This is a genomic window from Mycolicibacterium lacusdiani (assembly GCF_021916785.1).
In the GTDB taxonomy this organism is placed as follows: Bacteria; Actinomycetota; Actinomycetes; order Mycobacteriales; family Mycobacteriaceae; genus Mycobacterium; species Mycobacterium lacusdiani.
This window is the reverse complement of the sequence record NZ_JAKCFC010000011.1, coordinates 87354-101150: the sequence shown is the minus strand read 5'-3', so window position 1 is coordinate 101150 and position 13797 is coordinate 87354. Positions and strand designations below refer to the sequence as shown.

Here is a 13797-nt window from a genome sequence, read left to right as displayed (position 1 = left end):
GTGAGCACCAACGTGTCGGCCGACCAACCGCTCGGAGCCGATCAACTCCCCCACCGCCGACTACCGTTCTGGGTCGCGCTGGCGATGTCGGTCGCCCTGGTGGGCCCAACCCTGGCGATGTCCGGCAACGGGCAGGGCCTGATCGCCACGGTGGGCAAGGCGCTCCCACTGGTCTTCCTGATCGGCCTGATCGGGGTGTCACTGGTGGGCTACAGCTTCGTCCGGCTGACCCGCCATCTCAACCACGCCGGATCGGCCTACGGCCTGGTCGGCGGGACCATCGGACCGCGGGCCGGCTTCTTCTCGGGTTTCGCCATGCTCGGCGCCTACGTCGGCTTCGCGATCGGCACCCTGGCGCTGACCGCGGCGTTCACCAATGCGTTCATCGCCCAGATGCAGCCCGACGACGAAACCCCTTTTCAGGTCCCATGGTTGGTGATCGTCGTGATCGGCGCGGCCATCTCGTTCCTGCTCGCCGGCCGCGACATCCGGCTGCTGGCCAAGATCCTGCTCTTCATCGAGGGCATCGGCATCCTGTCGATGGTCGTGCTCGTCGCCGTGATCTTCGCCAAGGGTGGCGCGCCGACCACCGGCGTCGACTTCAGCGTGTTCACGTTCGACGGGGTCTCGGCGTCGGCAGTGATCAGCGGCGTGGTCGCCGCCTTCCTGTCCTGGGCGGGGTTCGAGGCGTGCGCGTCGATGGGCGAGGAGACCGACGACCCGGGCCGCAACATCCCCCGCGCCCTGGCCGGGACGCTGATCCTCACCGGGGTGCTGTTCGTCGTGGTGATGTTCGCCCAGGTGATCGGATTCGGCACGGACGCAGCCGGTCTCGAGGCATTCCAAGGGTCGGGCAACACGCTGGGCGACCTGGGCAGCACCTACGTCGGCCAGTGGTTCAGCCTGCTGATCATCTTCACCGCGACGGTCGCGGCGTTCGGCTGCCACCTGGCCACCTCGGCGACATCGGGCCGCATGCTCTACGCCTTCGGGCGCGACGGCTTCGGCCCGAAGGCTTTGGCACACATCCACGAGGGCACCGGCGGGCCGCGCCGCGCCACCTGGCTGGTGGTCGCCGTCGCGCTGGTCGTCGACCTAGTCTGCGGCGCGCTGAACTGGCCGGACATGGGCACCGGCAACCCCGCGATCGACACCTACTTCCTATTCGCCGTCGCCGGTTCGGTCTGCCTGATGGTCTGCTACCTGCTGGTCGAACTCGCCGCCGCCTGGTTCACCAGCGCCCCGAAGTTCGCCCGGATCCACGGCGGCAAGGGCAAGGTGCTCGGGCTAGCGCTGCCGCTCCTGGGCGCCGTCGTGATCGCGGTGGTGCTCTGGTTCAACGTCAAGGACGCCGAAACGTGGTCGGCTGCACCCCTGCTCGGCATCTACTGGTGTCTGATCGGACTCGTGATCGCGATCGCCGCATCACGCATAGCCAAGCGCGTCGGCGAGTCGTTGAGCCGCGAACTGGACCTGACGGCCGCTGCCGCCGCCGACGACGGACCCGCGGCACGTAAGTGAGCACGCTCTACGCCCGCGACGAAGCGGCCGTCGCGGGGATCGAGAAACTCCGCTTCTTCCCGCTGGAGGTCGTCTCGGGTTCCGGGTCGACGCTCGTCACCCCGGACGGGCGGGAACTGCTGGACCTGTCGGCGACGTGGACCGCATCTGGCCTGGGCCACGGTCATCCGGCCATCGTCGAGGCCGTCAGCAGGGCGGTACGCACCGCGCCGGGTTCGGGCGGGCTGTCAGCCGTCCACCCCGACTCGGTGGGGCTCGCCGAGGACCTGCTGGCGCTGGTGCCGGGCACCGGCGAGCGGCGGGTGTACCTGGGGCACGCGGGGTCGGATGCGAACGACGTTGCGCTGCGGGCCTGTCGGCACGCCACCGGGCGGCGCACGGTCCTGGCGTTCGAGCACAGTTACCACGGTGGCGTCGGCGTCGCGATGGGCGTCTCCGGCGTGCACGTCGACGCGGGCGTGCCCGCCGACCCGGATGCGGTGTTCATCCCGTATCCCAACCCGTTTCGGCCTGGCGCCGACGGCCTCGACGCGGATGTCGCGGCGTGCCTGGCGACCGCCGAGCAGCACCTCGCCGGCGGATCGATCGCCTGCCTGATCGTCGAGCCGATACTGTCCGACGGCGGCCTCGTCGTCCCACCCGACGGGTTCCTGGCGCGCCTGCACGACCTGTGCCGCGCGCACGGCGTCCCGATGATCTGCGACGAGGTGAAGATGGGCCTCGGGCGGCCCGGCACGCTGCACGCCTTCGAGCACGACGGCGTCGTCCCCGAGATCGTCACGTTCGGCAAGGTGCTCGGCGGTGGCCTGCCGCTGTCGGCGGCCGTCGGCCCGGCGGAGATCCTCGACCACCCTCCGGCCGCGGCGCTGCTGACCACCGCGGGGAACCCCGTCTGCGCGGCGGCGGGACGGGCGGTGCTGGCGACCATCGTCGGAGATCAGCTGGCCGACCGTGCGGCCGAAGTCGGTGCGCTGCTGTCGAATGCGCTGCGCGGCCTGGCCGGCTCCCCCGGCGCCGACCGCATCGGCGACGTCCGCGGCCGCGGCCTGGCGATCGGCGTGGAACTCGTCGATCCCGCGACCGGGGACCGGGACCCGCGGCTGGCCGCGCAGGTGGTCTACCGTGCGTGGGAGTTGGGTGCCGTCGTGTACTACGTCGGCGGCAACGTCCTGGAGATCACACCGCCGCTGGTGCTGACCGAGGCCGAGGCGATCCGAGGCGCGGAGATCCTCGGTGCCGCCATCGCCGACGCGGCCGCGGGACGAGTCGACGCCGAGGAGGTCGCGAAGTATGCCGGCTGGTGAGTTGCAGGACGTGTTCGGCGGGGTGGACGTTCCCGACGGGCTCGCCGACCATCTGCGTCACGTCACGCTGATCGACCACCACGTGCACGGCGCGTACGACCAGCCCGTCGACAGGGCAGGGTTCGAGGCGGCGATCAACGAGGGCTCGACCGATCCGGTGCCCGCCTTCATGACCCAGTTCGACTCTCCGCTCGGCCTTTCCATCCGCCGGTGGTGTGCGCCGCTGCTCGGCCTCGACGCGCTCGCGGGTGCCGACGACTACTGGGCGCGCCGCAGCGAGTTCGCCCCCGACGAGTTGGCCAGGGTGATGCTGCCCGCCGCGGGCGTCTCCCGCTGGATCGTCGACACCGGCTTCAAGGGCGACCTCATCACGACTCCGGAGCGGTTGACCGACCTCAGCGGCGTGCCGTCGTCGGAGATCCTGCGGCTCGAACGTCTGGCCGAGGATCTGCTGGAAGGCGGGACGGCGGCCGAGGAATTCCCGGCGGCATTCCGGGCGGCGTTGCATGCCGCCGCCGACTCGCCAGACGTGATCGGCACCAAGACGATTGCCGCCTATCGCGTCGGCTTCGACGTGGACTGGTCGCGGCCCGACGATGCCGACGTCGTCGCTCGGGCGCGCGAGTGGGCCGCGCAGCCGCGGCCGCTGCGACTCGACGATCCTCTGCTGATCGCCTTCGGCGTGCACGAGGCCGCAGCACACGGGTTGCCGATCCAGGTGCACGTCGGGTTCGGCGACCGGGATCTCGACCTGCACCGCACCGACCCGCTGTTGCTGCTACCCCTGCTGCGCACCATGCTGCCGGTCCCGGTACTGCTGCTGCACTGCTACCCGTTCCAGCGTCAGGCGGGTTATCTCGCGCAGGCCTTCGACCACGTGAACTTCGACGTGGGCCTGGCCATCAACTATCTCGGCGTGCGGTCCACCGGGTTGGTCGCCGAGGCACTCGAGACGGCGCCGTTCGCCAAGCAGCTCTACTCGTCGGACGCCTTCGGGCCGCCCGAGTTGCACGTGCTGGGAGCGGTGCTGTGGCGCCGCTCCATGGGACTGGTCCTCGGCGAGTGGATGCGCGCCGGCGACTGCACCGAGGCCGACGCCATCCGGATCGTCGACATGATCGGCGTGCACAACGCCGAGCGGGTGTACGGGCTCTGACGTCCATGCACCCCGAACGGCACGACGCCGCACCGCTGTTCGATTCCCTGCGGCGCTTCGTCGAACGGGAGCAGGCGCCGTTCTACAGCCCCGGCCACAAGGGCGGCAGGACACTGGACCCGTGGTTCCGCGACAACATCGCGGCGATCGACCTGAACAACCTGCCCGACACGGACACCCTGCACTGTCCCGAGGGTCCGATCCTCGACGCGGAGCGGCTGATCGCGGACGCCTGGGGCGTGGGGCATAGCTTCATCCTGGTGCAGGGGTCGACGACCGGCAATGTGGCCGTTGCCCTTTCGGCCCTGCGACCCGACGAGCCGGTGTTGGTGGCCCGCAACGCCCACAAGTCCGTGCTCGCGGGCCTGGTGCAGGTCGGCGCCCGGCCGGTCTGGTTGGAACCCCGGTGGGACGAGCGGTTCGGCGTCGCGCACGGTCTGGACACCGCGGTGGTCGAACGCGCCTTCGCCGACAGCGGTGCCGCCGCCCTGTGGGTGTTGCATCCGACGTACTACGGCACCACCGGTGACATCGCCGCGCTGGCGGACGCCTGCCGCAGGCACGACGCCGGACTGCTCGTCGACGGCGCCCACTCCCCGCACTTCGCGTTCCACCCCGACCTACCGATGCCCGGCGAACGAGCCGGTGCCGCAGCGACGGTGCAGTCGGTGCACAAGATCCTGTCGGGCCTGAGCCAGGCCGCGGTGCTGCACGTCGACCCCGGTCAACTCGATCCCGCGACGGTGCGGCGGGCACTGCAGCTCGTCCAAACCACCAGCCCGCACTTCGCGATCATGGCGTCGATCGACCTCGCCCGTCGCGAGATGATGCGCGACGGGCACGCCCTGCTAGACCGGACGCTCGATCGGGCCCGTCGCACCGCCGAGAAGATCGCTGCCATACCGGGTCTGACCGTGCTGCGCCGGGAGCACCTGACGGGTCCCGGCACCGGCTTGCATCAACTCGACGAGACGAAGCTGCTGATCGGCACGGCGGGATTGGCGGCCGACGCCCGCGAGGTGCTGACCCGTCTCAACCGGGATTACGGCGTGCAACCCGAGTTGAGCGGTGCCGGGCATCTTCTGTGCATCACGACGATCGGCAACACCGACGCCGACATGGACCGGCTGGTGGCCGGCCTCTCGAGCATCGCGTCCGACGTCGGCACGCGGCCCGAGGGCGCGGACGCCGGCCTGCTCGCCGGCCTGCTGTCCGTGCGGCCGACGGTGGCGCTCACCCCGCGCGAGGCGTTCTTCGCCGCCGACGCGACGGTGCCGCTGGGACGGGCGCATGGGCGGGTGGCCGCCGAGGCCATCACGCCCTATCCGCCCGGCATTCCGCTGGTGATGCCCGGCGAGCGCCTCGACGCCGACGTCATCGGGCTGCTGGAGGCGCTACGCACCGCAGGCAACCCGATCAGTGCCTCGGACCCCTCACTGGGCGTCGTGAAGGTGGTCCGCTAGTCAGCAACGCGGTGACGGGCCCTTGGTGCCCGAGATCCGGAGCACCGAGCCGTCGATGCGACTCATGTCGAGTTCACCGGCGTTGACGGCGCTCTCGAGCCGGTCGAGCACGGCGGGCACCTCACCGGTGGTGATCCACAGTGCGACGTCCGCACCGGCCTGCAGTGAGCGCAGCACCGCCTCGGCCACGCCGTAGCGCTGGTTGATGGCGCCCATGCTCGACAGGTCGTCGGTGTAGACGATGCCGTTGAACGGCGGTCCGCCGTACCCGCCCGAGCGCAGCAGGGCGTACGCCGCGGGGCTCAGGCTCGCGGGGTCGCTGCCGGTCAGCCCGGGCACCTGCATGTGGCCGACCATGACGCCGACAGGCGCCTGCGTGGTCAACGTCCGGTACGGAATCAGGTCACTGGTCTGCAGGTCGCCGATGGACGGCGTGACGACGCCGCCGACGTGCGAGTCGCCCGATGCGCTGCCGTGGCCCGGGAAGTGCTTGAGCACGGGCAGCACGCCCGCGTCGCGCAGGCCCTGGGCGTAGGCGCCGGCGTACTCGGTCACCTGGGCGGGGTCGGAGCCGAACGAGCGATCGCCGATGACCTCGTCGTCCGACTCGGTCGTGACGTCGACGACCGGCGCGAAGTCGACCGTGATGCCGAGCCCGCGCATCGCCTGCCCGCGCGCGAATGCGATGTCGCGCACCTGGGCGGGGGTATTGCTCTGCGCGAGCACCCGCGGTGAGGGCTGCACGCCGATGATCGACTTCAGCCGGGACACCCGGCCGCCCTCCTCGTCCACGCTGACCGCGGGCGGTAGCGGAGCGGAGGTGCCCGCCAAGGCGGGGATCGTGCCGTCGTTCAGCATCGACAGGTCGGTCCAGCTACCGATCATGATGCCGCCGACGTGGTGCTGATCGACGACGGCCGTGGCGTCAGCCGCCCCGGTCACCCCGACCATCAGCAACTGCGCGAGCTTGTCCCGGGTCGACATCGACGCCAGCAGCGCGTCGCCGGAACCGCAGGCAGGCGCACCCGGCGTTGGGGGCAGCGTGGTGGAGGTCGACACCGGCGTCGGCGTCAGGGCGGACACCGGAGCGTCGGCGGCAGGGTTTTCCGGTCTGGGCTCCGACACTGCCGATCCCGGGGTGCAAGCCAAGGTCAGAGCCGATGCGGCCAGCACGGCGCAGAGGGCACGGGATCGTCCGGTCGGCGTTCGGAGGGTTGCAGCCATGGTCATCGAGGCTAACGGGCGCCGTGCTAGTTTGGCCCAGTGGATCGGTTCGTCTTGCCTGCGGCAGCCAGCATCGTCGTTGGCCTGCTCCTCGGCGCGGCCGCAATCTTCGGCGTGACGCTGATGGTCCAAGAGGACAGCAAGCCCCCCGTTCAGGCGGGCGATCCGGCGTCGTCGGTGCTCAACAGGGTCGAGTACGGCGACCGTACGTAGCGCAGCACACGGGGACACCTCCATTTCTCGGCGCTGGTTGTGGCTGGTCAGCGCCGTCGCGCTGATCCTGAGCTTCGCCCAATCCCCCGGGCAGATCGCGCCCGACACCAAACTCGACCTCACCGCGAACCCGCTGCGCTTCCTCGCGCGCGCCGCCCACCTGTGGAACGGCGACCTGCCGTTCGGGCAGACGCAGAATCAGGCATACGGCTACCTCTTCCCACACGGTGCCTTCTTCCTCGCCGGTGACGTCGTCGGCCTGCCCGGCTGGGTGACGCAGCGGCTGTGGTGGGCGCTGCTCCTCGTCGTGGGGTTCTGGGGGGTACTGCGGGTCGCGGAGGCACTGGGCATCGGCAGCCGAGGCTCGCGCGTGATCGCCGCCGCGGCGTTCACGCTGTCACCGCGGGTGCTGACCACGATCGGCGCGATCTCGTCGGAGACGCTGCCGATGATGCTGGCGCCGTGGGTGCTGCTGCCGGTGATCCTCGCGCTGCGCGGTGACCCACGGGTGCGGCAGCTGGCCGCGCGGTCCGCGGGCGCCGTCGCGCTGATGGGTGCGGTCAACGCCGTCGCGACGCTCACCGGCTGCCTCGCCGCGCTGATCTGGTGGGCCGCGCACCGACCCAACCGGCTGTGGTGGCGGTTCACCGGCTGGTGGGCGCTGTGCACCGTCCTTGCCGTGGCGTGGTGGGTAGTCGCGCTGTTCGTGCTGGGCCGGGTCAGTCCGCCGTTCCTCGACTTCATCGAGTCCTCCGGGGTGACGACGCAGTGGCTGTCGCTCACGGAGGTGCTGCGCGGCACCTACAGCTGGACGCCATTCGTCGCGCCGAACGCCACCGCAGGCTCGTCGCTGGTGACGGGCTCGGTGGCGGTCCTGGCGACCACGCTGGTGGCCGCCGCGGGTCTGGCGGGCCTGGCGATGCGGTCGATGCCCGCCCGCGGCCGCCTGTTGGTCATGCTGTTCACCGGCCTGGTTCTGCTCGCGGCCGGCTACTCCGGCGGCCTCGGTTCGCCCATCGCCCAGCAGGTGCAGGCATTCCTCGACGCCTCGGGAACGCCGCTGCGCAACGTGCACAAACTCGAGCCGCTGCTCCGGTTGCCGATCGCCCTCGGCATCGCCCACCTCCTCGGCCGGATACCGCTGCCGGGCAGCGCTCCACGCAGTGAGTGGGTAGCGGCGTTCACCCACCCTGAACGCGACAAGCGGGTGGCCGTCGGCGTCGTCGTGCTGGTCGCGCTGACCGCGGGCAGCTCGCTGGCGTGGACCGGCCGGCTGTCACCGGCGGGCGGTTTCACCGCGATCCCCGGGTACTGGCACGAGGCGGCAGCGTGGCTGGACGCCAACAACTTCCCCGACCCGGGCCGCGTCCTGGTCGCACCGGGAGCGCCGTTCGCGACGCAGGTGTGGGGCAACAGTCACGACGAACCACTTCAGGTCCTCGGCGCCAGCCCATGGGGGGTGCGCGATTCCATCCCGCTGACCCCGCCGCAGACGATCCGTGCGCTGGACTCGGTGCAACGCCTGTTCGCCGCGGGACGGCCGTCTGCCGGTCTGGCGGAAACACTGGCACGCCAGGGCATCTCGTACGTGGTGGTCCGCAACGATCTCGACCCCGACGGGTCGCGGTCGGCGCGACCGCTGCTGGTACACCGCGCCATCGACGGGTCGCCCGGCTTGACGAGGGTCGCCGAGTTCGGCGAGCTGATCGGACCGGGCACGCTGGAGGGGTTCATCAGCGACAGCGGACTGCGGCCGCCGTACCCGGCCGTCGAGATCTACCGCGTCGACGGGTCGGTGCCGACGCGGCCGTACCTGGTCGACGCCGACGCCATGGCCCGCGTCGACGGGGCACCCGAGGCGCTGCTACGCCTCGACGAACGTCGAAGGTTGTTGGGCGAGAAGCCCCTTGGTCCGATGCTGCTGACGGCGGACGCCGAGCGCGCCGGACTGTCCGCACCGGTCGTCGTCGTCAGCGACACACCTGCGGCGCGCGAGACCGACTACGGTCGCGTCGACGACCACTCGTCGGCCATCCGTGCCCCCGACGATCCGCGGCGCACGTTCAACCGCGTGATGGACTATCCGGCACCGGGAACCGACACCGTGTACGGCTCGTGGCCGGGCGGCCGGCTCACCGTGTCCAGTTCCTCCGCCGACTCGACGGCCCTGCCGTACGTGGCGCCCGCGACCGGCCCTGCCGCCGCCATCGACGGCGATTCGTCGACCAGTTGGGTGTCCAATTCGCTGCAGGCTGCGCTGGGTCAGTGGCTCCAGGTCGACTTCGACCGTCCCATCGCCAACGCGACCGTCACCATCACGCCGAGCGCGACGGCCGTGGGGGCGCAGGTGCGGCGCATCGAGGTGTCGACGGCCAACGGCACCAGCACTATTCGCTTCGACGAGCCTGGCAAACCGGTCAGCGTCGCGCTGCCATATGGCGAGACGCCGTGGGTGCGGTTCACCGCGATCGGCACCGACGACGGCTCGGCCGGAGTCCAGTTCGGCATCACCGACTTCTCGATCACGCAGTTCGACGCGAACGGCTTCGCCCAGCCGGTGAACCTGCGCCGCACCGTGGAGGTTCCCGCACCGCCACCGGGATCGGCCGTCGCGCAATGGGATCTGGGCTCCGAGCTGCTCGGCCGGCCGGGCTGCGCCGACGGTCCCGACGGCGTGCTGTGCGCTGCGGCCATGGCACTGGCACCCGAGGAACCGGTCAACCTCAGCCGCACGCTTGCGGTGCCCACCCCGACGACCGTGACGCCGACGGTGTGGGTGCGCGCCCGTCAGGGCCCGAACCTCGCCGACCTGATCAGGCAGCCGGGCACGACGCGGGCCGACGGTGAGGCCGATCCGATCGATGTGCTCGGCTCGTCCTATGCCGCCACCGACGGCGATCTGCGCACCTCCTGGACCGCGCCGCAGCGCGTCGTGCAGCACCGCACCGGCGCCAACCTCGAGATCCGCCTGCCGCAGCCGACCGAGGTGGCCGCGCTGCGTCTGGCACCCAGCTCGTCGGCGCTGCCTGCACACCCGACGCTGGTGGCCATCGACCTCGGCGACGGCCCGCAGGTCCGGTCGCTGGATCCGCAGGGTGGCGCGCAGACCGTACGGCTGCACCCTCGCACCACTGACCTGGTCAAGGTGTCGATCCTGGACTGGTCGGACGTAATCGACCGCACGTCACTGGGTTTCGACCAGGTCAAGCCGCCCGGCCTCGCCGAGGTCACGGCACTGGACCGTCGCGGCACGGCGATCGCGGCCGCGGACGCCGCCACCAACCGGGACCGCGCGGTCACGCTGCCCTGCGGTAGGGGCCCGATCATCGGGCTGGCGGGCCTGTTCGTCCAGACGTCGGTCGACACCACCGTCGGCGACCTCCTCGACGGCAACCCGATCGCCGCGACACCGTGCCTGCGCGCCCCCATCGCGCTCCCCGCCGGGCAGCAGGAACTGTTGGTCAGCCCCGGCAGTGCCTTCTTCGTCGACGGCGTGCAGTTGACGACCCCGGCCGAGCGCGACGTCCAGCCCGCGCCGACCACCAGAGCCGAGACCGGCGAGTGGACCAATGACCGCCGAGTCGTCGAGATCGCTGCCGCACCAGCCAACCGGGTGCTGGTGGTACCCGAGAGCGTCAACCCCGGCTGGGTCGCCCGAGACCAGGACGGAACCGTGCTGCGACCCGTGACGGTGAACGGATGGCAGCAGGGCTGGCTGGTGCCGGGAGGTGTAACCGGTTCGGTGACACTGGACTTCGCGTCTAACACGCTCTACCGAACCGGCCTCTTCGGCGGCCTGGCACTGCTGCCGCTGCTCGCGCTGTTGGCGCTGTGGCCGACCCGCAGACCACGTCCCGACGAGGTGGCCGCCCAGCCGTGGCGGGTCCCGCCCGTCGCCGCAGGAGCTGCGGCCCTGGCGCTCGGCGGGATCGTGTCGGGTTGGGTGGGCCTGGTGGCGATGGCCGCCTGCATCGGCGTGCGGCACCTGCTACGACATCGGCCCACCGCACTCGATCGCACCGCGATGGTGGTGACGTCGGGTGGGCTGATCCTGGCCGGCGCAGTGCTCAGCCAAAACCCGTGGCGCTCGGTCGACGGCTACGTCGGGCACTTCTGGGGCGTGCAACTGCTGGCGCTCGTCTCGGTGGCGATGCTCGCGGCCTCCGCGGTGTGGCCTGCCACCGACCCGGTCAGTCGGCCACGTCGAACGCAGCGATGACCTTCGTCGGCGTGATGCGCACGACCAACTCGCCGGGTACTGCGTTGCGCCTGCCGAATTCCTCGGCGCGCTCGGGTCCCATGTAGCGCGCCGCGATCCGGGTGGCGATCGGCAATAGGTCGGGGTCGTCGTCACTGATCGAGGCGGTGCCCTGAACCTGCACGAAGGAGAACGGCGGATGCTCGTCGTCGACCACCAGCACCACCCGCGGATCACGCGCCAACGCACGGCCTTTCGCGGTATCCCGCCCGGTGTTGAAGACCAGCTGCTCCCCGTCGACGACGAACCAGATCGGCGCGACGAGTGGCCGTCCGTCCTTGGCCAGGTAGCCGAGCTTGCCGGTGCGAGTGCCCGATGACAGGAAGGCGACGACGTCGGTGGTCAGGGATTCGGATGCCATGCCGCCATCATGCCCGCGTCGTCCCAAACCGCCCAGGTCCGACAGGATCCCACGTAGCATCCCCCTGGTCGAGGGAGTCATGGATGCGCTCACTGGTGAACACCGCGGCCGGTGCGATCGAGACAGCCGACCTGGGCGTCACGCTCATGCACGAGCACGTCTTCATCATGACCACCGAGATCACGCTGAACTACCCGGAGGGCTTCGGCGACGAAGCCACCCGCGAGGCCGACGCCGTCACGCGCTTGCGCGAACTCAAGGCCCGCGGCGTCGACACGATCGTCGACCTCACCGTGATCGGCCTGGGCCGCTACCTGCCCCGAATCGCGCGCATCGCGGCGCAGACCGACCTCAACATCGTGGTGGCCACGGGCCTGTACACGTTCGACGACGTGCCCATGTACTTCCACTACCGCGGGCCGGGTGCCCCACTGGGCGGCCCGGAGCTCATGACCGAGATGTTCGTCCGCGACATCGAGGTCGGCGTTGCGACCGGCCCGGACGAGGCACCACGCATGAAGGCGGCGATCCTCAAGTGCGCCACCGACGAACCCGGCCTGACGCCCGGCGTCGAACGGGTCCTGCGGGCCGTCGCGCAGGCACACCGCCAGACGGGCGTGCCGATCTCCACGCACACCCACGCCTCATCCCGGCGCGGCCTCGACCAGCAGCGCGTTTTCGCCGAGGAGGGCGTCGACCTCTCCCGCGTGGTGATCGGGCACTGCGGTGACACCACCGACATCGGTTACCTCGAGGAACTCGTCGCCGCCGGTTCCTACATCGGGATGGACCGGTTCGGCGTGGACGCGTTCCTGTCCACGGAGGAACGCGTGCGGACCGTCGCGACCATGTGCGAGCGGGGCCACGCCGACAAGATGGTGCTCTCGCACGACGCGTCCTGCTACTTCGACGCGCTACCCGAGGCGACTCTGCCGGTGGCACTGCCCAATTGGCACTACCTACACATTCACGACGACGTCATCCCCGCGCTCGAGCAACTCGGTGTCACCGACGAGCAGATCACCACGATGCTCGTCGACAACCCGCGCCGGATCTTCAGCATGCAGGGCGGTTACTGACTCACCGCGCTCACACCGCCCGGGCGGGCTCCGGAGCGTCGGTGATCGAGCTGTCCAGCGGCGACGGATCGTGGCGTCGCTCCCAGCGCCGCAGCGCCTGCCTGCACGGCGACTCCACCAGGGCGTAGCTCACCGCGGCGATCGCGAAGCCGAACACCAGCGTCAACGCCAGCACGACCGGCATGTTGCCGCTGAACGCGAACTGCCCGATGACGGGGAACACCATCGCCAGAGCGGCGAGGTGCCAGACGAACAGGCCGTAGGACCAGCGGCCGAGCGTCACCATCGGCGCGCTGCCAAGCCACCGGTGCGTGGCGTGGGGGCCGTCGAGTACCAGGGGTGCCAGCAGCGCACCGGCGACGAGTGCGCCCATCGCGGTCTTCACCACGAACTGACCGACCGTGCCCGGCGTCAGGCCCTCGGGCCCCGCGATCGGCGACGCCGCGATGGCGAACGCGACTACCGCGACGACCGCCATGAGCCACCGCCGCCTGGCCAGCCGGTGCGCCAACCCGACGGGGCTGACGGTCCACTCGGCGATCAGCATCCCCGCGGCGAACCAGGAGAAGAACGCCGGTGGCCAGTTCAGCGGATTGACGCCGAACGGAGCGTCGAACGGGATGAGACCCCACGCCAGGCTCGCCACGGCGACGGCCGCGATCACCGGAACCCGGGCACGCACCGGCAGCCGCCGAGCGAACAGCGCGAGCAGCGGCAGCACCAGGTAGAAGCTGACCTCGACCGACAGGCTCCACATCTGGGTCAGGCCGGCGGTCAACGTCAGCGGCACGTAGATCTGCGTGAGGGTCAGGTTGGCGAGCCAGACGGTGAGGTCGGCCTTCACCTCGGGCAGTAGGGACAGGATCACCACGACGGCGACCAGGTAGCCCGGCATGATGCGCACGATGCGCGAGCGCAGGTAGTGGCCCGTCGGCGGGCGCTGCCGCAGCCCGCGGGCGGCAGCGGCGTGACCGCGCCACAGCAGGAATCCCGACAGTGCGAAGAAGACGGCGACGGCCAGATCGAACCGGCCGAGCACCCGGCCCGTCACGCCTGAGGTGTACCCGGTCTGGAACGCGACGTGGGTGATGACGACGCCGATGGCCGCGCACGCGCGCATCCCCTCGACGGCGGGCAGGAAGCCGAGCCGATCGCTCGCCCCTTTACTCTCGGTCACGGCGCCCAGTGTGCCCGAAGGCCTGCTAGTAGGGCCCGGCC

Annotated in this window: 10 protein-coding genes; 7 read left to right on the top strand and 3 right to left on the bottom strand. The window is 70.8% G+C overall.

Annotated features, from left to right (window positions below; genetic code table 11):
- Genes LOK44_RS25560 through LOK44_RS25545 form a run of 4 tightly spaced genes read left to right on the top strand, consistent with a single transcriptional unit; the run spans position 1 to position 5444 of the window.
- On the top strand, positions 1 to 1521 hold the full coding sequence (locus tag LOK44_RS25560; protein ID WP_237572894.1) for an APC family permease: 1521 nt from the start codon (positions 1 to 3) through the stop codon (positions 1519 to 1521).
- On the top strand, positions 1518 to 2825 hold the full coding sequence (locus LOK44_RS25555; protein ID WP_237572893.1) for an aspartate aminotransferase family protein: 1308 nt from the start codon (positions 1518 to 1520) through the stop codon (positions 2823 to 2825). Before LOK44_RS25560 ends, LOK44_RS25555 begins: the two co-directional genes overlap by 4 nt.
- On the top strand, positions 2812 to 3981 hold the full coding sequence (locus tag LOK44_RS25550; protein WP_237572892.1) for an amidohydrolase family protein: 1170 nt from the start codon (positions 2812 to 2814) through the stop codon (positions 3979 to 3981). The genes LOK44_RS25555 and LOK44_RS25550 overlap by 14 nt, the downstream gene beginning before the upstream one ends.
- 5 nt (positions 3982 to 3986) lie before the next feature.
- On the top strand, positions 3987 to 5444 hold the full coding sequence (locus tag LOK44_RS25545) for an aminotransferase class I/II-fold pyridoxal phosphate-dependent enzyme (protein ID WP_237572891.1): 1458 nt from the start codon (positions 3987 to 3989) through the stop codon (positions 5442 to 5444).
- Here the strand turns inward: LOK44_RS25545 and LOK44_RS25540 are convergent, their stop codons facing one another.
- Positions 5445 to 6668, bottom strand: a complete 1224-nt coding sequence (locus LOK44_RS25540) for a glycoside hydrolase family 3 N-terminal domain-containing protein (protein WP_237572890.1) — start codon at positions 6666 to 6668, stop codon at positions 5445 to 5447.
- Between the two features lie 39 nt (positions 6669 to 6707).
- Here LOK44_RS25540 and LOK44_RS25535 point away from each other — a divergent pair, with 39 nt between their 5' ends.
- Both LOK44_RS25535 and LOK44_RS25530 read left to right on the top strand, forming a co-directional pair.
- Positions 6708 to 6881: a DUF2613 domain-containing protein gene (locus tag LOK44_RS25535; protein ID WP_070353730.1), complete on the top strand. Its 174-nt coding sequence runs from the start codon at positions 6708 to 6710 to the stop codon at positions 6879 to 6881.
- A 22-nt stretch (positions 6882 to 6903) separates the two neighbouring features.
- Positions 6904 to 11100, top strand: coding sequence for an alpha-(1->3)-arabinofuranosyltransferase (locus LOK44_RS25530; RefSeq protein WP_237573004.1), 4197 nt, complete (start codon positions 6904 to 6906; stop codon positions 11098 to 11100).
- On the opposite strand, the gene LOK44_RS25525 is transcribed toward LOK44_RS25530, so the two are convergent.
- Positions 11072 to 11500 (bottom strand): PPOX class F420-dependent oxidoreductase, encoded by a 429-nt coding sequence (locus LOK44_RS25525; protein ID WP_237572889.1) that lies wholly within the window; start codon positions 11498 to 11500, stop codon positions 11072 to 11074. The genes LOK44_RS25530 and LOK44_RS25525 overlap by 29 nt on opposite strands.
- Positions 11501 to 11583: 83 nt before the next feature.
- Between LOK44_RS25525 and LOK44_RS25520 the strand changes: the two genes are divergently transcribed.
- Positions 11584 to 12579, top strand: coding sequence for a phosphotriesterase family protein (locus LOK44_RS25520; protein ID WP_237572888.1), 996 nt, complete (start codon positions 11584 to 11586; stop codon positions 12577 to 12579).
- Positions 12580 to 12589: 10 nt separating this feature from the next.
- Here LOK44_RS25520 and LOK44_RS25515 read toward each other — a convergent pair whose 3' ends face one another.
- Complete coding sequence (locus tag LOK44_RS25515; RefSeq protein ID WP_237573003.1) at positions 12590 to 13699, bottom strand: acyltransferase family protein; 1110 nt, start codon at positions 13697 to 13699, stop codon at positions 12590 to 12592.
- Positions 13700 to 13797 lie beyond the last annotated feature (98 nt).